The organism is Rhizobium sp. CB3060, from assembly GCF_025200735.1.
GTDB lineage: Bacteria > Pseudomonadota > Alphaproteobacteria > Rhizobiales > Rhizobiaceae > Rhizobium.
The window spans coordinates 1518926-1540106 of sequence record NZ_CP104159.1; the positions used below are offsets into that span (position 1 = coordinate 1518926).

Here is a 21181-nt window from a genome sequence, read left to right on the forward strand (position 1 = left end):
GAATGCTGATGGCAATGGGACGCTCAGGTGGCTTTCAGCCGAAATAGCCTTCCAAATTGAAAACTATTCGAGGAAGTGCCGCCGTCCGTCGTCATCATTTCGCGGAAACCGCAACGTTTCAGCAATCACAGACGTCATAGTCAGCTATAAGCAGCATAGGCCGCAATGATCGCCGCAATTTGCTCGGAGTCCAATGCCTGTGCCTGGGTTGTCGTGATAGCGTATAGCTGCTCGCTGGAGAGCACGGAAATATCAGAGGTTGATAGTCCTTTTATGCCTCGGGTGCTGATGGCTTCGATTTGCTCGGTCGACAACGCCTCGATATCCGTCGACGTCAGAGCGCCAATCTCCGCCGAGGTCAGGGCGGCGATCTGCGTGCTCGACAATGCACCGATCTGCGCCGTCGATAGCACCGCGACCTGACTGGTGGTCAGAGCCGCGATCGAGGCTGACGCCAGCGCGGCAATCTGCGTTGTGGAGAGTGCGGCCACGGCGACAGTGCTCAGAGCCGCAACCTGCTTCAGACTTAAGGCGCCCATCTGCGTCGAGCTCAAGACGTCGATCTGCTTGGTCGTGAGTGCAGCGATCTGGCTGGATGTCAGTGCCGCGATCTGCGCCGTCTTCAAGGCGGCGATCGTGCTGGTGGTGAGCAACGCGACATTATCGGTGGAGAGCTTCGACAGAGCGACCGAGCTGAGGGCTCCGATTTGGCTGCTCGACAGCGCCGCGATATCCTCGGTCGAAAGGGCACCAACCTCAGCGGCAGAGAGAGCTGCAATCTGCGTCGTCGTCAACGCACCGATCTGTGTCGTCGATAGCGCGGCAATCTCATCGGTGGTCAGCCCCGCGATCGAGGCGGTCTTCAGCGCGGCAATTTGCGTGGTCGATAGCGCGGCCACAGCCTCGGTGCTCAGAGATGCAACCTGCTTAAGGCTCAAGGCGCCGATCTGTGTCGAACTCAAAACCTCGACCTGACCGGTCGTAAGCGCCGCGATCTGGCTCGATGTCAGCGCAGCGATCTGGGCCGTCTTCAAACCAGCGATCGTGCTGGTGGTGAGCAATGCGACATTACTGGTAGAGAGTTTCGACAGAGCGACGGAGCTGAGGGCTCCGATTTGGCTGCTCGACAGCGCTGCAATATCCGCAGACGAAAGAGCGCTGGCCTCTGTGGCAGAGAGAGCCGCGATCTGCGTCGTCGTCAACGCACCGATCTGTGTTGTCGACAGCGCCGCGATCTGACTGGTGGTCAGGGCCGCGATGGAGGCTGACTTCAGTGAAGCGATTTGCGTGGTCGACAGTGCAGCCACGGCGACAGTGCTCAGAGACGCGACCTGCCTCAGACTCAAGGCCCCCATCTGTGTGGAACTCAAAACGTCGATCTGACTGGTGGTGAGCGCAGCGATCTGGCTGGAGGTCAACGCCGCGATCTGTGCCGTCTTCAAGGCGGCGATCGCGCTGGTGGTGAGCAACGCGACGTTACTCGTCGTGAGCTTCGACAGCGCGGACGAGCTGATTGCCCCGATCTGGCTGCTCGACAGCGCCGCAATATCCGCCGAGGAAAGGGCGCCGACCTCTGTCGCAGAGAGAGCTGCGATCTGCGTGGTGGAGAGTGCAGCGATCTGCGTTGTCGACAGCGCCGCGATCTCACTGGTGGTCAGACCCACGATCGCAGCAGTCTTCAGCGCGGCAATTTGCGTGGTGGAGAGTGCAGCAACGGCGGCGGTGCTCAGAGATGCAACCTGCTTCAAGCTCAAAGCGCCGATCTGCGTCGAACTCAAAACGTCGACCTGATTGGTCGTAAGCGCAGCGATCTGGCTGGACGTCAGGGCGGCGATCTGCGCCGTCTTCAACGCGGCGATCGTGCTGGTGGTGAGCAATGCGACATTATCGGTGGAAAGCTTCGAGAGGGCGACGGAGCTGATGGCGCCGATCTGGCTGCTCGACAGTGTCGCGATATCCTCGGTCGAAAGGGCACTGACCTCAGTGGCAGAGAGAGCCGCGATCTGCGTCGTCGTCAACGCAGCGATCTGCGTCGTCGACAGCGCCGCAATCTCACTGGTGGTCAGACCCGCAATCGAGGCAGACTTCAGTGAAGCGATTTGTTCGGTCGAGAGTGCGGCCACAGCCTCGGTGCTTAAAGCCGCAACCTGCTTCAGACTCAAGGCGCCGATCTGTGTGGAACTCAAAACGTCGATCTGCTTGGTCGTGAGCGCAGCGATCTGGCTGGATGTCAGTGCCGCGATCTGCGCCGTCTTCAAGGCGGCGATCGTGCCGGTGCTGAGCAACGCGACATTATCGGTGGAGAGCTTTGACAAAGAGGACGAGCTGATGGCCCCGATTTGGCTGCTCGACAGCGCTGCGATATCCTCCGTCGAAAGGGCGCCGACCTCTGTCGCAGAGAGAGCGGCGATCTGCGTCGTCGTCAATGAACTGATCTGCGTCGTCGACAGCCCTGCGACCTGAGTGGTGGTCAGCGCCCTCACTTCGACCGTGGAGAGGCCTCCAATTTGGACCGATGAAAGAACCGCCAGTTGATCCAGCCCCAAGCCCACAATGGCGCTCGGCGAGATGGCCTTCATTTGTTTCGTCGAGAGAACAGCAATGTCTTCCGTACTCAACACGGCGATCTGCGTTGAGGTAAGCGCGTTGATTTGGCTAGTACCCATCGCCGCGACGTCGTCTGTGGTCAGAGCAGCGATCGTGGCGGTGGAGAGAGACCGGATTGCACTGGCGGACAGAGAGGAAATGATTGAAGTCATAAACGAGCGTTCCAAATGTTAGCTTGATCACGCCTTGCTTGTCCGCCCATCAAGCCGCCACAGCGGCTTTCGAATAGTAGGCTGCGACACTGGCAGAGGCGCAGGAATAAACGCAACTGCGAACTAGCTGACTGCTTTTAATTTCATAGTGCCCGCGCGACTCGCTAGGATGTTTCTTATAAGTATCCGTAGCAGTGGCACCTGATCCGAAGCTTGCGCGAGGCGCGGTCCATCGATTGCGTGGTTCTCATGGAAAAACGCGGCACCGGGATCGCCAGCCCCGATCGGGGCTAACGCTTAATTTCGCGACGGAGACAGCAGCCCGCGGGGTACGTGGCCAGCCCGTGGGCGCTTTAGCTGCCTGTTACGGCTGCTTGCGAACTGACCCAACGACCAGTCGACCGGCGCTTCCGTCGGACAGTTTCACCTTCCCCCATCCGGACATGAGGTCCGGCGCTCTCGTGACCTCGGCCTGGCCTGTGCGACCGTCCGAGCATTTGACCGGAAGAGTGACTGTCGGGCGCCGATCCTTGGGATCGTAGGTGCCGGAACATTTCACAGAATGGCGCGACGATTGAACCGAGAAACGTCCGCCTTCGCGCGAGGCTATCGTGGAGCCTTTGAACGTCTCGCCAGAGTCCATTTTCGCTGAAACCGGAAGAACTATGTCGCCTTGTCCATGGCTCTGCGGCTTCAGCGGGGCCGAACCGGCGATCCTCAAGGCCTTCATGATGCTTGGAGCCATGAGGTGACCCTGGACAAATTGAACGTAATCCTCGTAGGGGATGGCTCCCTTCGCGTAAGCGGTGAGGACGCGGCGACAGAACTCAAGACGGACATTGGCCTCTGAAACGCCCATCAGTTTCGCAAGTTTCTGTTGCGCGTCCGGGTTGATGCCACCGTGGCTGCATGCCTGGATGTTCCAGTTGAGAACAGTGGCATCGCTCAGTTGATTTCGATCATATTCATACCCGCCCTTGGTGGTGACCGGTCCGGCGCTGGCGGACGCAGAAAGAGTCGCCACAGTGATAGCCACCAGAATCATAAGCTTTTTCATTCCGACCCTTTTTCTCAAAGTATGCCTAGCGCGCGCATCGCTCTCGGATGAGATTTCAACGACGGGCAAAAACAGATATTTTAGAATTCGACGTTCCGGCCCCGACTTTGACCGTGGCCGCCACTATTCCTTTAAGTTGTTTCCATTTCAACTTGTTCCACCCATTTTATCCCCTTATGCGGGCATTAATTTTCGAAGTTAGATCGAGATTTTCGGCTCATCGGAGACCATCCCCCTTCCGGTCCAGTCGCTGCGTCTGAGACGCTTTGAGCATCCAGGAGAGATCGACGCGCCATCATGATAAACGGGTAGGAAAGTTTGCTGCAGAACCATCGGCGACTGGACAAGCCCGCCGGATATAGGCAAACCGATATCATGTTCGCCACATCCTGACGCCCTCGATCAGGCGAAGATCATAGGCGCCACATTTCGCGGAGTGCAAAATGACAAAACCGACCTATTTCGCGCCGAAGGGCGGCTCTCCGGCGCAGACTGACCTTCTGACCGGCCGTGCGGTCTTTACCGAAGCCTATGCCGTGATCCCTAAGGGCGTGATGATGGACATCGTCACCAGCTATCTGCCTTTCTGGAACGGAACACGCCTTTGGGTGCTCTCGCGCCCGCTCTCCGGCTTCGCGGAAACCTTCTCGCAGTACATCATGGAGGTCGCCCCAGGCGGCGGTAGCGAGCAGCCGGAATCGGATCCGCACGCCGAAGGAGTGATCTTCGTTTTGGAAGGAGAGGTGACGATCGAGTTGGGGGGAGACGTTCATGTTCTCCATGCCGGCGGCTACGCCTTCTTGCCACCCTCGAGCGGTTGGCAACTTCGCAATCACGGATCGGTCGCCACGCGATTCCACTGGATTCGCAAGGCCTATGAGACCGTCCCGGGACTGGACGCACCAGAGCCAATTTTCACCAATGAGCAGGAAATTGCACCAACGCCAATGCCTGGGACGGAAGGGAAATGGGCAACCACCCGCTTCGTCGATCCATTAGACCTGCGCCATGACATGCACGTCACGATCGTGACTTTCGAACCCGGTGCCGTCATCCCGTTTGCGGAAACCCATGTGATGGAGCATGGTCTCTATGTACTCGAGGGCAAAGCCGTTTATCGGCTGAATCAGGATTGGGTCGAAGTCGAGGCTGGCGATTTCATGTGGCTACGCGCCTTCTGCCCTCAGGCCTGCTATGCTGGAGGGCCGGGGAAATTCCGCTACCTCCTTTACAAGGACGTCAATCGCCATATGAAGCTGTCCCGATAACAAGGCTGGCATGTGATATCAGGACCTTAAGGATCCGCGAGGAGGCCGTCATGCATTTGAAAGACGCAACATTATTCCGGCAGGCCGCATTGGTCGGTGGCGACTGGATCGAGGCAGGTGACAACGCAATCAAGGTCGACAATCCGGCGACCGGTGAGATCATCGGCAGCGTTCCCAATCTGGGTGCTGCGGAGACCAGGAAGGCGATTGCCGCGGCCGAAGCCGCCCAGAAGGAATGGGCCGCCCGCACCGCCAAGGAACGCTCCGGCATCCTCAAGCGCTGGTTCGAGCTGATGATGGAAAACCAGGATGATCTCGGCCGCATCCTGACGGCCGAACAGGGCAAGCCGCTGCCCGAGGCCAAGGGCGAGATCGCCTATGGCGCCAGCTTCATCGAATGGTTTGCCGAAGAGGCGCGCCGCGTCTATGGCGACATCATCCCCGGCCACCAGAAAGACAAGCGCATTCTGGTGATGAAGCAGCCGATCGGCGTGGTTGCGGCGATCACTCCCTGGAACTTCCCGAATGCGATGATCACCCGCAAGGCCGGTCCTGCCTTTGCCGCCGGCTGCGCCATGGTGCTGAAGCCAGCCTCGCAGACGCCGTTTTCGGCGATTGCGATAGCTGTGCTTGCCGAACGCGCCGGCCTGCCCAAGGGCTTGTTCAGCGTATTGACCGGCTCGGCCCGCGCCATCGGCGGCGAGATGACGGCAAGCCCGGTCGTACGCAAGCTCACCTTCACCGGCTCGACCGAAGTCGGCGCCGAGCTCTACAAGCAGAGCGCGCCGACCATCAAGAAACTCGGACTGGAACTCGGCGGCAATGCGCCCTTCATCGTCTTTGACGATGCCGATCTCGATGCGGCCGTCGAAGGCGCGTTGATCGCCAAGTTCCGCAACAATGGCCAGACCTGCGTCTGCGCCAACCGTCTCTATGTGCAGGACGGTGTCTATGATGCCTTTGCCGAAAAACTCTCTAAGGCGGTCGGCGCACTGAAGACCGGCAATGGTTTCGACGAAGGCATCAATCTCGGCCCGCTGATCGACGAGGCAGCCCTTGCCAAGGTCGAGGAGCATGTCGCCGATGCGCTTTCCAAGGGCGGCCGCGTCGTTGCCGGCGGTCATCGCCATCCGCTCGGCGGACGCTTTTATGAGGCGACGGTGCTTGCCAATGTTACCCCCGCCATGGCTGTCGCCAAGGAAGAGACCTTCGGACCGGTGGCTCCGCTCTTCCGCTTCAAGGACGAGGCCGATGTCATTGCCCAGGCCAACGACACCGAATTCGGTCTTGCCTCCTATTTCTATGCCAAGGATCTCGCCCGCGTCTTCCGCGTCGCAGAAGCGCTCGAATACGGCATGGTCGGCGTCAATACCGGCTTGATCTCGACGGCCGAAGCGCCTTTCGGCGGCGTCAAACTCTCCGGTCTCGGCCGCGAGGGATCGCGCTACGGCATCGAGGAGTTCACCGAAATCAAATATGTCTGCCTCGGCGGCGTCGTCTGAGGCCGACGCTACGCGAGGGTGATCGAGGCTTGTCGCCTCGTTCCCCTCGCCGCGACCGCAACCCGGCGTACAAGGACGGCGAGGCGGATAGCGCAAAACGGAGACGTTGCTTAATATCTTTAGGCGATCGGTCGTCCGCAATCCGCGCAAGAGAAAGTCCCTTGAACAAGAAATCACCGGTTTATCTGAATGCGCTGCGGGCTTTCGAAGCCAGTGCACGTCACGGCAGCTTTTCCGGCGCCGCGGAAGAACTCAACGTGACCGCGGCGGCCGTCGGGCAAATGGTGCGCGGGCTCGAGGACTGGCTGGGAGCTCCGCTGTTTCATCGTAGCGCCACCGGCAAGACCAGATTGACCTTGACCGAAAGCGCCGAGCGCGCGCTTCCGGATATCCGCGCCGGACTCGATCGCCTCGGGATTGGACTGGAACGGCTTCGGGACTCCGCGACCAGCGGCATCCTCAACGTCACAGTCAGTCCGGCCTTCGCCGCCAAGTGGCTGCTTCCGCGCATTGACCGCTTCCAGGCCAGATCGCCGGACACCGATATCCGCCTTGAGACGAGCCTGAAACTCGTCGACTACAAAGCGCATGGCATAGACGTGGGTGTCCGATATGGCGACGGGAACTGGCCAGGATTGGTTGCGGAGAAATTGATGGATGAGGAGGTCTTTCCGGTCTGCTCACCCAGTTTCGGCGACATCGGAAATTTGACCACGCCGCCCGATCTCATGCGAACCACGCTCATCCACGACCTCTCGGTCGATCCGGCGATCGGCTTCGTCACCTGGGACATCTGGCTGCGGGCGGCCGGTGTGCCCGAGAGCCAACCGCAGAGAGGCATGAGGATCGATAATTCCGCCGCCGTCCTTCAGGCCGCGATCGAGGGACATGGTGTCGCGCTGGCGCGCAGTATTCTGGCGTATGACGATCTGGCAGCCGGGCGGCTCCAGCGCCTGTTTCCCGGGGTAAGCGTGCCTTCAAAGCTAGCCTACTACGTGGTCTACCGTTCGGAATACGCTTCGCTGCCGAAGTTGCAGGCGTTTCGTAGTTGGCTGATCGAGGAAGCATCCACGATCCGATCCTGACGGGGATAAGTCTTCTCCCGATCGGTTCCCGCAAGCACGGCAAAGATTTCCTTTGTCGGGCGCAAGAAACTCTCATTTGTCAGGGCGACTTTTCAGGGGCATCAAATGGCTCAAACCGCTTCTGGCCGCCGCGTAGGAGATCCGCTTCTACGCCGTGGCTTGAGCCACCCGTAACAGGAGGGCCGGAACGCCGACCCTTAGGCCGCTCCAATGACATCTTCCCTTTCGCAGAGCATTCTGATCATCGGCGGCGGGCTCGCCGGCCTGACGGCCGCCTACCGCCTCCATCGCGCGGGCATCGGTTTCGGCTTGATCGAGGCGCGGGATCGTATGGGCGGGCGTATTCTGACGACAGATCCCGACAACAAAACTTCGGGCGATGGATTTGATCTTGGCCCATCCTGGTTCTGGCCGGATGTGCATCCCGCCATCAGCCGGTTCGCACACGAATTGGGCCTTGAGTTCTTTGCCCAGCACAGCCATGGCGCGACGGTGTTTCAGCGTTCGCGGGAGACGGCGACCGAGCACTATCGCACGCTCCGGCAAGACCCACAGTCCATGCGGTTGGTGGGCGGCAGTGGTTCGATCATTTCTGCGCTGGCAGCGCGTTTGCCGCCGGACAGCATACGTCTCGGAACCAAAGTGACCCGAGTCCAGCGAACAGACAGGGGCATCACTATGTACTTTGTTGGTGCGAACGATGCGGTCGAGGAGATCACCGCCGGCCATGTCATCTTCGCGCTACCGCCGCGTTTGCTGGCCGAGACGGTCGAATTCGATCCGGCGCCGGGTGCATTGCTTCAGAAGCTTTGGCGCGAGACGCCGACTTGGATGGCGCCACACGCGAAGTTCTTCGCTCTCTATGAGGCCCCCTTCTGGCGAGCGGCCGGACTTTCCGGCGCGGCGCGGAGCATGGCCGGTCCACTCGTCGAGATCCATGACGCCACCACCGCGTCGGGGAAAGCAGCCCTCTTCGGCTTCGTCGGCGTTGCGGCACACTACAGAAGAGAAGTCGGTCGCGACGCCATCATCGAGGCTTCGATCGCCCAGCTCGGGCAATTGTTTGGACCGGATGCATTGAGGCCGACGGCAACGCTCTACAAGGACTGGGCCGAAGATCCTCTGACAGCCACCTCCCTGGACCAGATGGCGACCGGCCATCCCGACGGCCGCCGTCGAGAATGGACCGACAATAATTGGAGCGATCGGATCACCTTGGCGGGCAGCGAAACCGCAGTTCACGACCCCGGCTATCTGGCTGGCGCCGTCGAAGCCGGGGAACGTGCCGCTATCAGCCTGATCAACAGATCGGGTCCGCAAACAGCGATCCCGACAATGTCCAACGCATAAAGGAGCGGAAGTCATGAAGGCAACTTATCGGGCGATGCAGATTACCGCGCAACACGGTCTTGAACTGGTGGAGCGGCAAACCCCTGTACCCAAGGCGGGCGAAGTCCTGATCGCCATCGAAGCCTGCGGCATCTGCGGTGCCGATGCCAGCGACATCGACAATGCTGATCCCACATTGCAGCCGCCCCGTGTTCCCGGCCATGAGGTGATCGGCCGTATTGCCGCTGTTGGTCCGAATACGCCCTCGATCTGGAAGGTGGGACAGCGCGTCGGCGTCGGCCGTCTCGGCGGCCATTGCAACGAGTGCCGCGAGTGCCGTCGTGGCCGCTTCAATCTCTGCCGCAACCAGACCGTGGTCGGCGCTTCCAGCGATGGCGGCTATGCCGAAATGATGATCGTGCGGGCGACCGGGCTTGTCTCCATTCCGGACGAACTGTCGCCCGAGGAGGCCGCTCCCATCCTGTGCGCGGGGCTCGCAACATTCAACGCGCTGAAGAAATCGGGCGCCGAGGCTGGCGATACCGTCGCCATTCTCGGAATTGGCGGCCTCGGGCATATGGCGCTGCAATATGCCCGCAGGATGGGATTTCGGACCGTAGCGGTCGGACGCGGCGACGATATTGCCACAGATGCGATGAACCTTGGTGCCCATCGCTACATTGATACGAATAGGGAAAACGCCGCCGACGCTCTCAACGAGATGGGCGGCGCGAAAGCGATCCTGACGACGACCGGCAATCCGGCGGCGGTCACGGCGCTGATGCCCGCACTTGCACCGGAAGGTCGCCTTGTCGTGCTCGGCGTTGGCAAGGATCCGCTCCCTGTGTCGACGCGATACCTGGTCGGCGGCGAGCGAGGCCTCATCGGCTCGATGACGGGTACGCCGTTCGAGAATGAGAAGACGCTGGATTTCAGCGTCCTGGCGGGAGTGCGCCCGATGATCGAAACCATGCCGCTGGAACAAGCTGCGGAAGCCGTTCAAAGAATGAGATCCGGCGACGTGAAGTTCCGGATCGTCCTGACGATGGGAGACCAGTCCAATGCGCATCAATGAAGACCTGACGAAACCGGTCATCGTCCACGCGGCCGGGCTCGATTGGAAGCCGAGTCCTGCCGCCGGCGTGGATCGGCGGATGCTTTATCGCGTCGGCGGCGAAGTCGCCCGGGCAACCTCGATCGTGCGATACGCGCCGGGTAGCGCCTTTCCGCGCCACGTCCATGCCGGCGGCGAGGAAATACTCGTGCTCGAGGGAACCTTCCAGGACGAACATGGCGACTACCCGGCGGGAAGTTATTTCCGCAATCCGCCCGGCACCTCGCATGTGCCCGCATCGGAAGAGGGCTGCACGATCTTCGTGCGCCTTTGGCAGTTCCGGAAGGGCGACGACGTGCAAATCGTCCGCCAGCCTGGCGAGGGCGAAGCGGCATCGTTGCGCGACGGGGCCGAAGCAGTGCGTGTTCTCTTCGAAGACGAAAAAGAACGGGTTTCGCTTGAGAACTGTCAGCCAGATTTCGCCATAAAGGTTGAAAATCGCCGCGGCCTCGAATTCTTCGTGCTTTCGGGCAGCCTTACAGTTCGGGGCGAGCTACTGGAGCCACAGAGCTGGGGTCGCTTGCCTGCAGGCGAGCCACTTGAAGCAATGACGGGGCCGGAGGGTGCGCAGATTTGGATCAAGGATGCCCCTCTCCAGCACCCCGACGTGTTGCCGATGCCCGACTGAAACCAGCGGGAAGGACTCTTATCCGCGCGTGAGCCAGCGCCATCTGCTTGAGGCACGTCGAATCTCAGCATTATGAGCGCAGTTCATCGATACATGACGCAACGTCATTTCTGATTTGATAGGCCCCATGGTATGGCCGCGCGGATCAACGAATTCGTCCCGCCGGCCGCCTGCCCTTGACCTAGCGGACCACTTGCCACTCCCTTATTGGCATATTCGCCGCCTTGAACGACGCAAGCGCCGCTGGGACCAACTTCCCGGAAAAGAGACAGATGAACACAGAGGTTGCGATTATCGGCGGAGGTTTGGCGGGGCTGAATGCGGCGCGCCTGTTGCATGCGGCAGGGATCGAATTCCTGCTCCTTGAGGCAAGAACAACACTCGGCGGCCGGATCCAGACCGTCAACGAGTCAGGCCAGCCTGACGCAGACGGCTTCGACCTTGGGCCCTCCTGGTTCTGGCCCCGGATGCAGCCTGCGATCGCCACACTCGTCGCGGAGCTCGATCTGCCAACTTTCGTGCAGAATAGTGATGGCGACATCGTCTTCGAACGGATGTCGCGGGAATCGGCAAAGCGCTATCCCGGACTGGATCAAGAACCCGAAACGATGCGGCTTGTCGGAGGGTCTGCCGCGCTGGTCCGGGCACTGGCGCGGGACTTGCCGGAAGAGCGGCTGCGGTGCGGAGCGCAGGTCACCAAGATGCGCCTGACAGATGCCGGGGTGAAGCTGTCGATCCGCTTCGCAGACGGACAGAAGGAGAAATTGCGGGCGTCACAGGTCATAGCGGCCCTGCCGCCGCGTATCCTGGAATCGACCGTTCGGTTCGAGCCGCCCCAGGAAGCGGCGACGATTGAGCTATGGCGACAAACCCCGACCTGGATGGCGCCGCATGCAAAATTTTTTGCCGTCTATGATCGTCCCTTCTGGCGGGAGGCAGGCTTTTCGGGCACGGCGCAGAGCATGGTCGGGCCTCTGGCGGAGATCCATGATGCGACGACGTCCACCGGCAGTGCGGCGCTGTTCGGCTTCGTTGGAATGGGTGCGGAGCAACGCGCGGCGATAGGTGAGGAAGCGCTGACTAGGGCCTGCGTCCAACAGTTCGCTCGCATCTTTGGGCCGGAAGCTGCCCAGCCGCGGGCCACGCTCTACAAGGACTGGGCCGCCGATCCATTGACGGCAACATCCGCCGACTGGTTTTCCGCCGGCCATCCGCACGCCCCGGATGAAGGCTGGATCACCGGCCCGTGGAAGGATCGGCTTGTGCTGGCCGGGAGCGAGGCCAGCTCGGTAGAAGCCGGTTATCTGGCTGGCGCAGTGGAGGCATCCACTCGCGCGGCTACCGACATTATCAATAAGCTCGCGACAAATAGGAATTGAAAGGACCCTTGCCCATGGGAATCGTCGATCGGACGTTCCGCGACACGACCGGTTTGTCGGAACAGCAGAATATCGCTTCCCGGAATGTCTGGGTGCTGACGGCTGCCCAATCTCTCGGAGGGGCGAGTTCCCCCATCATAATCTCCTTGGGCGGACTTGTCGGGCAACAACTAGCATCCAATCCTACCGCTGCCACATTGCCGGTCAGCATGTTCAATCTGGGGCTTGCTCTCGGGACGTTGCCGGCATCCGCCATCATGCGGCGGTTCGGGCGTCGAACCGGCTATCTTCTCGGTGCAACGATCGGCATGACAGCAGGCCTCGTCGCCACTATCGGCATCCTCAACGCGAGCTTTCTCGTCTTCTGCATCGGCATGTTCATGGCTGGCTTCTATTCGGCCTATGTGCAGAGCTACCGCTTCGCAGCGACCGACGGCCTGATTGGCGCAGCGCGCGACAAGGCGATCTCCCGCGTGATGGTCGGCGGATTGATTGCGGCGGTGATCGGACCACAGTTGGTCATCTGGACGCGCGAGGCGCTTCCAGGGCATTCTTTTGCCGGCAGCTTCCTCAGTCAAGCGGCACTGGCAATGCTCGCCCTTCCGATCCTGCTGGCACTCCGCCGCCCTGAGACACCCAAGGCGGGTTCGACAGAAATGGCAGACTGCCGGCCACTGTCTCAAATCCTGTGTTCGCCGCGCTATCTCCTGGCGGTCGCCACGGGCGTCGTATCCTATGCGCTGATGACCTTCGTTATGACGGCCGCACCGATGGCTATGGTTGGCCACGGCCATTCCGTCGACTCTGCAGCACTCGGCATCCAATGGCACGTTCTGTCGATGTTTGGTCCAAGCTTCGTTACCGGCCGGCTGATGGCGCGCTTTGGCAAGGAGCGTGTTGCCGCGGTAGGTCTCCTCCTGATCGGCGCTTCGGCGCTCATCGCACTGAGCGGCCTCGACATCGCGCATTTCTGGGGATCGCTGGTCCTTTTGGGGATCGGCTGGAACTTCGGCTTCATCGGCGCCACCGCCATGGTTGCCGGTTGCCATTCTCCGTCCGAACGCGGCAAGGCGCAGGGCGCAAATGACTTCATGGTCTTCGGCACAGTCGCTTGCGCCTCATTCTTTTCGGGATCACTGCTGCATAGCTCTGGCTGGAGCACTATCAATTGGCTAGTGCTGCCCGCGGTGGCCTTCATCCTTGTTCCGCTGGTTTGGCGTGCGGCGAGGCTGACAAAAAGCAGATGAAAGGTTGAGTGCAATGCCCGCTTCCAGACGCCGTATCGATCACATTGTACTCGCGGTTCATGATCTTGAGGCCGCAGCGGAGTTTTATGCGCGCCTCGGATTCAAGGTTGGAGCCCGCAATCGCCATCCCTGGGGCACCGAAAACCGGCTTGTCCAGTTCGGCTCTTCCTTCATCGAGCTGATTACGGTGGGCGACGACCCCGGACTGATCCCGCCGCATGAACCTCGGCGCTTCAGCTTCGGCGCTTTCATGCGGGATTACCTCAGGAAGCGCGAAGGCTTTGCGATGTTGGTGCTCGACAGCCCGGACGCAAAGGCGGACGCGGCGGCGTTTTCGCAAAGGAAGATTGGCGAATTCGAACCGTTCTTTTTCGAACGCAAGGGGCGCCGTCCAGATGGCAGCGAGACGCATGTCGCCTTCACGCTGGCCTTTGCCATGGACCCTAAGCTTCCAAACGCTTCCTTCTTCGTTTGCCAGCAGCATTTTCCTGAGAACTTCTGGAATTCGGATTTTCAGAAGCACCCGAACGGCGCGACAAACATCCTGGCGGTCACGCTGGCGAGCGCGGACCCTATGGATCATGCCGGCTTCCTGGCAGACTTCACAGATGTCCAGCCGAACAGGCCCGACCACACTCAGGTGGCTTATGAGCTGGCGAAAAATGGCAAACTCGTCGCGGAGAAGAGTGGAAGCGACAGCGGCTTCACGGGCTATACGGTCGCCGTTCCAGATTTGGCGCGACAGCAAGCTCTGCTATCGGAAGCGGGCATCGCATTCAGCATGGTCGGCGCTTGTGTTGTCGTGAAGCCCGAGAACGCCTTCGGTGTAGCCATCAGCTTTGTCTCGGCCGACTGATGCGTATCCGAGCTGCCCTTGTCCTTTTGCTAGTGCTCGTGACGGCAATGCCGGTTTCATTGCCTTCTTCAGCCTCTGAAACCAAATCGCTTTGTTCGAAAAGCGATCATCTGACGGTGCAATTGCCGGATCCTGTTTCGCGCCGCCGTTACGAGATCTACGTCAGCCTGCCTTCGGACTATTCCGAGAGTTCCGGAAAGACCTATCCTCTGGTGATCATCGCCGATGGCGGCCGGGCTTTTCCGACCTTAAGTTGCGACGCCCGAGCGCTCGCAAACAGCAATGCCATTGACCAAGCCGTTATCGTTGGCCTCTCCTACGCCCTTGGCGAGAACCTTGAGGATAGCCGGCGCCGCGATTATACACCGGTCGCCCTTCCGAGCAGCGGAAAGCTCTATGGCGGCGCAGCCGCCTATCAGCGGTATCTTGGCGATGTCGTCCTGCCATATCTCCAAGACCACTACCGGGTCGCATCCAACCGGCGCATTTTCTGGGGGCATTCCTATGGAGGGTTATTGGGTGCGCGCATCCTTCTAACCGAACCCTCGCTGTTTCAGACCTACCTCCTGGGAAGCCCGTCTTTCTGGTTCGCAGACGAAGCGATCTTTGACCTTGAAGCCGGTTACGCTGAAGGGCATCACCAACTCAATGCCGAGGCGCTCCTTTATGTCGGCAGTCTGGAAACCGGTGGTTACGACTCCGCTCATAGAGAAAAAAGCCGCGACATGGTCGCCGGCATGCACAAGTTTGAAGAGCGTCTTCGCTCGCGCGGCTACAGCGGTCTGCGAATATCCTCGACCGTGATCCCTGGCAAGGACCATATCGGCTCCGCCAGGCCGGGCTTTGCATGGGCCATAAAGAAGGCCCTTGGCAACTGATCACGGCAAAGCTGAGCGCCCCATCTCCAGAGCAAGCTTCAGGAAACCGTCGATGTAGGGGATGGTTTCCTCGCCGCGCCGTACGCCCAGATTGATGCTCTTCCGAATGCCGGCGTCTCCCAGACGGAGCGCACGGATGGGCAATCCGGACGCATCCTCATGCAGCAGCCAATCCGGAAGAACCGTCACGCCCCTGCCCGCGCAGACGAGTTGCAGCATCAAGTCGATGGTTTCGGCGGTGCGATGCTGGCGAGGCCGGCAGTGCGCCGGAACAAGAAATTGGGTGTAGATGTCCAGGCGCTCAAGAGTGACGGGAACCGTGATCAGCTCTTCATCCAGCAGGTCTTGCGGCTGCACACAAGTGCGGCTGGCAAGAGGATGCGTCTCATGCACCATCAGGACCAGTTCGTAATCAAACACAGGCGTAAAACGCAACTCCGGCGCTTCCACGGGGTCCGGCGTTATCAGCAGGTCGATCTCATAACCGAGGAGCGCCTCCACGCCATCGAAACGAAAGGCCGTGCGCACGTCGAAATCCACGTCGGGCCACGTCGTCAGATATGGTGTCGCTATTCTCGTGAGCCATCGCTGGCAGGGGTGGCATTCCATGCCGACACGAAGCGCTCCCCTCCTTCCCACCGCGAAATCGGTGAGCACCCGTTCCGCATGCTCCATCTGAGGCAGGATACGTTCGGCGATGCTCAGCAGATATTCGCCCGTCTGCGTCAAGCGCAGGCCCCGGCCAGTCTTCATCCAGATCTTGATGCCGTGCCGTTCTTCGAACTTGGCGATCGTATGGCTCAGAGCCGACTGGGTGACGTTCAGCTTTTCGGCGGCCGCAGTGACGCTACCACGGCGGCTGACTTCTCTCAGAATCGCAAGGTGCTGACGATCGATCATTATGATACCAACTCATGAGTAGATGAAATCATACCATTTCCGCTCATAATGTAATGCGGCTACCTTTTCGTCAATCAGGCCTCAACGAGGCAGCCGAGACGAAAGGAAACCGCTGTGACGAAGCTGGCAACTGCGCAACATCCCCCTGCAGATTATGCGCAGACATCATCGATTTTTGATGAGGTCATTGATCGCAAGAACAGCAACTCCATGAAATGGGCCTATGCAGGCAAGCTGCTGACGCCCGACGAAGCTGCGGCCGATCCCCTGCCGATGTGGGTGGCCGACACAGACTTCAAGGCGCCGCAAGCCGTCATCGACGCGCTTCACGCGGCGGTCGATCATGGCGTCTTCGGCTATCCCGGCGGGGGAACCACTTCCTATGTCGACGCTGTGATCGGTTGGCAGCAGCGGCGTTTCGGTTGGGACGTCGCGAAGGAATGGATCCTCCAGACGTCCGGCATCATCACCACGCTGAAGACGGCCGTTCAGGCTTTTTCGGCGCCAGGAGACAGCATCCTGATCCAACCGCCGGTCTACGCGCATTTTCACAACGACGTCCTTTTGAATGGCCGGCACCTCGCCTATGCACCGCTCGAATTCACCGGCGATGGCTATCGGTTCAACGAGAAGACTTTCGAAGCGGCGATCCGCGGCAATACGAAGATTTTCATCCTCAGCCACCCGCATAACCCGACCGGCAACGTCTGGTCGGAGGACGAGCTGCGGACGATGGGCGAAATCTGCGCTCGCAACGATGTCTTGGTCATCTCCGACGAGATCCACGAGGATCTGATCCTCAACCCGTCCAAGAGACACATCCCGTTCGCCTCGCTCGGCGAAGCGTTCGCGCAAAACAGCATCACCTGCACCGCGCCGAGCAAGACGTTCAACCTGCCGGGTCTCCAGAGCGCCAATGCTTTCGTCCCGAACAAGAGGCTCCGCGACGAACTGTGCCGCCAGTATGAGCGCAATGTCTTCGAACTGGTCAACGTGCTGGGGATGGTTGCGGCCGAGGCCGCCTATGCGCATGGCGAGCCATGGCTTGAGGATATGCTGGCCTATCTCAGGGTAAATCACGCGCATTTTTCTACCGCGATCCACCAAGCGGATCCGCGCCTGAAGGTCCTTCCGACTGACTCCCTCTACTTGGCCTGGATGGATTGCCACGGCCTCGGAATGGATGCCGATGCCCTCAATAAATTCATGCTGACCAAGGCGCGCGTCTGGCTCGACAAGGGCCAGAAGTTCGGCATCGAGGGGCATGGATTCATGCGCGTCAATCTCGGCTGCCCACGCGCAATCGTCGATGAATCGATCCGGCGCATCACCGCCGCCGTCGCCGCACTTTGAGGGCCAAGCCATCATCGGATTCACGCGGAAATGACGATCGTCTTCGGCCATGCCGATGACGACGAAAAAATTGGGAACTCAACCGATCTTAGCAGCGGAGAATCGGCAAAAAGCCAGCTGCCGGATCACAAACTGGGAGAATGCGAAATGAAAATAATGATTGCCCTTGCCGCGATTGCCGCGGCAACGCTGACGGCCGGTACCGCTTCGGCCGGCACGATGGCCGACGTTCAGGCGCGCGGCAAGCTGAACTGCGGCGTGACCGGCGGTCAGGCCGGTTTCTCCGCGCCGGATGCATCCGGCGTTTGGCAAGGCATGGACGTCGCCTATTGCCGTGCCATTGCAGCCGCGGTCCTAAAAGACCCCAAGGCGGTAAACTTCGTTCCGACGACAGGCCAAACGCGCTTTACGGCGCTCGCCTCGGGCGAAATCGATATCTTGTCCCGCACGACGACCTGGACGTTTTCCCGCGACGTGGACCTGAAGTTCACCTTCGCCGGCATAAACTTCTATGACGGTCAGGGCTTCATGGTACCGAAGACGCTCGGCGCCAAGAGCGCCAAGGATCTGAACGGCGCAACGATCTGCATTCAGACCGGCACCACAACCGAGCTTAACCTCGCCGAGTATTTTCGCAAAAATGGCATGACGTACGAGCCGGTGCCGGTCGAGAACAATGCTGATATCGCGCAGAAGTACTTGGCGGGTGCCTGTGACGTCTACACGAGCGATGGTTCAGACCTTGCGTCCACGCGTTCCAGCTTCAGGAATCCGCAGGACCATATCATTCTTCCTGACGTCATCTCGAAAGAGCCTTTGGCCCCGCTGGTGCGCCAGGGCGATGATCAATGGGCCGATGTCGCGCGGTGGACACTGAACGCACTGATCGAAGCCGAAGAACTCGGCGTCACGGCCGAGAATGTCGAGAAGCTCTCCACCGGCACGGATAATCCGGAAATCAATCGCCTGCTGGGCAAGGAAGGCGATCTCGGCCAACAATTGGGCCTGGATGCCGCCTGGGCGAAGCGTGCGATCGCCGCCGAAGGCAATTACGGGGAAATCTTTGCCAAGAACATTGGCGAAAAGACGCCAATCGGTTTGTCCCGCGGCCAGAACGCTCTGTGGAACCAGGGCGGCCTGATGTACCCGCTGCCGTTCCGCTGAAAACGTCTTATGGCGCGGGCTCGGCCCGCGCCATTCGTTTTCGCCGTCCTCGTTTGCCCACACCGCACTCATTGTGCGCCGAAGGTCGCGCAGCGAACCTTCAGGGAGATCACTCATGGCAATGAAAAGCGACGCTAGCCGCGAGCCGTTTCACCTGAGCATGCTCTTTAACGACACCCGCTACCGAGCCCGCACGATCCAGGTTCTCGCATTCATCATGCTTGTCCTTGCGGCTGCCTGGCTGGTCGACAATACGATCCGCAACCTTGCCGCCCTCGGAAAGGACTTTTCCTTCGGGTTCCTGTGGGCCACAGCCGGTTACGACATCTCACCTCACGCCATCGACTATTCGAGCACCAGCACCCATGCCCGCGCCGCCGTGGTCGGACTGCTCAACACGCTGATCGTTGCCGCGCTCGCCTGCGTGACCGCAACGATCCTTGGCGTGTTGGCGGGCGTTCTGAGGCTTTCCGACAACTGGATCGTCGCCCGCTTGACGACCGCCTATGTCGAGAGCTTCCGCAACGTGCCCGCCCTGCTTTGGATCATCGTGGTGGCGGCGGTCATGTCGGAGGCCATGCCGGCGCCGAACGCTTTCCGCGGCGAAAACCCGACGGCCTCCATGATCCTCTGGGACAGCGTCGCTATCACGAACCGCGGCATCTACCTGCCGGTGCCTGATTTCTCTCGCAGCCTGGGCCAGGCCGACATTGGCCTCGGCATGCTCGACCTCAATTCCGTGGCGATCTTCGGCGTGCTCGCATTTTCGCTTCTCGTCCGCCGAGGGCTGATCAAGCACGCGCAACGGCTCCAAAGCGCGACCGGCCGGCGACCGGCGACCTGGTGGAAGAGCTTGATTGTTTGCACAGTGCCGATGATCGCCCTGCTCTATACGCTCGACTTCCATTTCGACTATCCCGCCTTGAAGGGGCTGAACTTCACGGGCGGTCTGCAACTGCGCAATTCCTTCATCGCGCTCTGGATCGGGCTAAGCGTCTATACCGGCGCCTTCATTGCGGAGATCGTCCGCTCCGGCATCCTTGCGATTTCCCGAGGGCAGACGGAGGCCGCTCATGCGCTCGGGCTTTCGTCAGGTCGCACGATGCGTCTGGTGATCCTGCCGCAGGCCTTGCGGGTCATCGTGCCACCGCTGATCTCGCAATATCTCAACATCACCAAGAACACGTCGCTGGGCCTTGCCGTCGGCTACATGGATCTTCGTTCGACGCTCGGCGGCATCACAATCAACCAGACCGGCCGCGAGCTCGAGGGCATGCTGCTGATGATGCTGATCTACGTCAGCATCAGCCTAATCATCTCCGGCGTCATGAACATCTACAACGACCGCGTCAGGCTGAAGGAGCGTTAAGATGAACATGCACAACGTCTCCTGGGTGCGCCAGGACTTGGTTTCCCCCTCGGCCAGACCCGTCGGCCAAAACGGCCCGATGCGATGGGCGAGAAAGAACCTGTTCAACGGCTGGCTCAGTACATTTCTGACTGTCGCGTCGGTGATGACGGTTGTGTGGCTCACCGTGGCCATCGCACCTTGGCTTGGCAATTCCATCTGGAAAGCCAACTCGCTTGCCGAATGTCGGCAACTCCTGGGTGGAGCGCCCGGTGCGTGCTGGGGTGTCATTCGTGACCGCTGGCCGCAGCTTCTGTTCGGCTTCTACCCGTCCAATCTCTATTGGCGGCCGGTTTTGGCTTTCGGGCTGCTATTCGTGGCATTGGCGCCGGTCCTGTTCCGCGCTGTGCCGGCGCGTGCGCTCTGGTTCAGCGCCGTCTATCCAGGCATCGCCTATTGGCTGATCTGGGGCGGAAGCCTATGGTTTCCGGTCTCCGTCTACCTCGGCTTTGCCGTCGCCGCTGGGCTGTTCATGCTGACGGCACGTATCGGTCGAGGGCTTGGTGTCAGCATCGCCATCCTCGCCGCGACCCTTTGGTGGATCTACGCCGTCCAACCCGTCACATCAGACGTAAACGGTCTCGTTCCGGTCGTTCTCGATACTGTCGCATCGCGTGACGTGGGTGGGTTCCTGCTCTCGATCATCATCGGCGTGACGGGAATTGCATTGTCGCTGCCGCTCGGCATTCTGCTCGCGCTTGGCCGTCGTTCCAAGCTGCCGCTCATCCATATGCTGAGCGTCATGTTCATCGAATTCATCCGCGGCGTGCCGCTTATCACGCTGCTGTTCACGGCTTCGCTGCTCCTGAACTACTTCCTGCCGCCCGGCACCGACTTCGACCTCATTCTGCGCGTCGTCATCATGGTGACGCTCTTTGCGAGCGCCTACATGGCCGAGGTCATTCGTGGTGGTTTGGCGGCCCTGCCGCGTGGGCAATACGAAGCCGCGGAAGCACTCGGGCTCGATTACTGGAAGTCTCAACGGCTCATCATCCTGCCGCAAGCGCTCAAGATTTCCATTCCTGGCATCGTGAATTCCTTCATCGGTCTCTTCAAGGACACGACGCTCGTCATGTTCATCGGTCTTCTCGATCCGATCGCCCTTGCCGCAGCCATTCGCGCTAACACGAACTGGCAGGGGATTTACTGGGAACTCTTCATCTTCATCGGCGCCGTGTTTTTCGTCTTCTGCTTCAGCATGTCGCGCTACTCGATGTATCTCGAGCGCCGGCTGAAGACGGACCATCGTTAGGA

The 21181-nt window shown here is 60.2% G+C and carries 17 protein-coding genes; 14 read left to right on the forward strand and 3 right to left on the reverse strand.

What is annotated here, in order from left to right:
- Positions 1 to 140: 140 nt before the first annotated feature.
- Both N2601_RS26380 and N2601_RS26385 read right to left on the reverse strand, forming a co-directional pair.
- Positions 141 to 2759, reverse strand: coding sequence for a beta strand repeat-containing protein (locus N2601_RS26380; protein ID WP_260304300.1), 2619 nt, complete (start codon positions 2757 to 2759; stop codon positions 141 to 143).
- Between the two features lie 364 nt (positions 2760 to 3123).
- Positions 3124 to 3816: a hypothetical protein gene (locus N2601_RS26385; protein WP_104827345.1), complete on the reverse strand. Its 693-nt coding sequence runs from the start codon at positions 3814 to 3816 to the stop codon at positions 3124 to 3126.
- Positions 3817 to 4259: 443 nt separating this feature from the next.
- Here N2601_RS26385 and N2601_RS26390 point away from each other — a divergent pair, with 443 nt between their 5' ends.
- The 10 genes from N2601_RS26390 to N2601_RS26435 all read left to right on the forward strand — a co-directional run bounded on the left by N2601_RS26390 (position 4260) and on the right by N2601_RS26435 (position 15102).
- Entirely contained in the window at positions 4260 to 5084 is an 825-nt protein-coding gene (locus tag N2601_RS26390; protein ID WP_260304301.1) for a bifunctional allantoicase/(S)-ureidoglycine aminohydrolase, read from the forward strand.
- A 50-nt stretch (positions 5085 to 5134) separates the two neighbouring features.
- Positions 5135 to 6586: an NADP-dependent succinate-semialdehyde dehydrogenase gene (gene gabD / locus N2601_RS26395; RefSeq protein ID WP_260304302.1), complete on the forward strand. Its 1452-nt coding sequence runs from the start codon at positions 5135 to 5137 to the stop codon at positions 6584 to 6586.
- Positions 6587 to 6747: 161 nt separating this feature from the next.
- A complete protein-coding gene (gene gcvA, locus N2601_RS26400; RefSeq protein WP_260304303.1) occupies positions 6748 to 7671 on the forward strand; it encodes a transcriptional regulator GcvA in 924 nt (307 codons plus the stop codon).
- A gap of 210 nt (positions 7672 to 7881) precedes the next feature.
- The gene (locus N2601_RS26405) at positions 7882 to 9021 is read left to right on the forward strand and encodes a flavin monoamine oxidase family protein (RefSeq protein ID WP_260304304.1); all 1140 of its coding nucleotides are present in this window, start codon (positions 7882 to 7884) and stop codon (positions 9019 to 9021) included.
- A gap of 13 nt (positions 9022 to 9034) precedes the next feature.
- Entirely contained in the window at positions 9035 to 10075 is a 1041-nt protein-coding gene (locus N2601_RS26410) for an alcohol dehydrogenase (protein WP_260304305.1), read from the forward strand.
- A complete protein-coding gene (locus N2601_RS26415; protein ID WP_260304306.1) occupies positions 10062 to 10742 on the forward strand; it encodes a cupin domain-containing protein in 681 nt (226 codons plus the stop codon). The genes N2601_RS26410 and N2601_RS26415 overlap by 14 nt, the downstream gene beginning before the upstream one ends.
- Positions 10743 to 11014: 272 nt before the next feature.
- Positions 11015 to 12121: a flavin monoamine oxidase family protein gene (locus tag N2601_RS26420; RefSeq protein ID WP_260304307.1), complete on the forward strand. Its 1107-nt coding sequence runs from the start codon at positions 11015 to 11017 to the stop codon at positions 12119 to 12121.
- A gap of 14 nt (positions 12122 to 12135) precedes the next feature.
- On the forward strand, positions 12136 to 13368 hold the full coding sequence (locus tag N2601_RS26425; protein ID WP_260304308.1) for an MFS transporter: 1233 nt from the start codon (positions 12136 to 12138) through the stop codon (positions 13366 to 13368).
- Between the two features lie 13 nt (positions 13369 to 13381).
- Positions 13382 to 14224, forward strand: coding sequence for a VOC family protein (locus tag N2601_RS26430; protein ID WP_260304309.1), 843 nt, complete (start codon positions 13382 to 13384; stop codon positions 14222 to 14224).
- 122 nt (positions 14225 to 14346) lie between these two features.
- Positions 14347 to 15102, forward strand: coding sequence for an alpha/beta hydrolase (locus N2601_RS26435; RefSeq protein ID WP_260304310.1), 756 nt, complete (start codon positions 14347 to 14349; stop codon positions 15100 to 15102).
- Here the strand turns inward: N2601_RS26435 and N2601_RS26440 are convergent, their stop codons facing one another.
- Positions 15103 to 16002, reverse strand: coding sequence for a LysR family transcriptional regulator (locus tag N2601_RS26440; protein WP_260304311.1), 900 nt, complete (start codon positions 16000 to 16002; stop codon positions 15103 to 15105).
- Between the two features lie 114 nt (positions 16003 to 16116).
- Between N2601_RS26440 and N2601_RS26445 the strand changes: the two genes are divergently transcribed.
- From N2601_RS26445 to N2601_RS26460, 4 genes are all read left to right on the forward strand, one after another.
- On the forward strand, positions 16117 to 17355 hold the full coding sequence (locus N2601_RS26445) for a MalY/PatB family protein (RefSeq protein ID WP_260304312.1): 1239 nt from the start codon (positions 16117 to 16119) through the stop codon (positions 17353 to 17355).
- A gap of 147 nt (positions 17356 to 17502) precedes the next feature.
- Positions 17503 to 18519, forward strand: a complete 1017-nt coding sequence (locus N2601_RS26450; protein ID WP_260304313.1) for an amino acid ABC transporter substrate-binding protein — start codon at positions 17503 to 17505, stop codon at positions 18517 to 18519.
- 115 nt (positions 18520 to 18634) lie between these two features.
- Positions 18635 to 19888 carry an amino acid ABC transporter permease gene (locus N2601_RS26455; RefSeq protein ID WP_260304314.1) on the forward strand — a complete coding sequence of 418 codons (1254 nt, stop codon included), beginning with the start codon at positions 18635 to 18637 and terminating at the stop codon, positions 19886 to 19888.
- A gap of 1 nt (position 19889) precedes the next feature.
- Entirely contained in the window at positions 19890 to 21179 is a 1290-nt protein-coding gene (locus N2601_RS26460) for an amino acid ABC transporter permease (protein WP_260304315.1), read from the forward strand.
- The last annotated feature ends 2 nt before the right edge of the window (positions 21180 to 21181 follow it).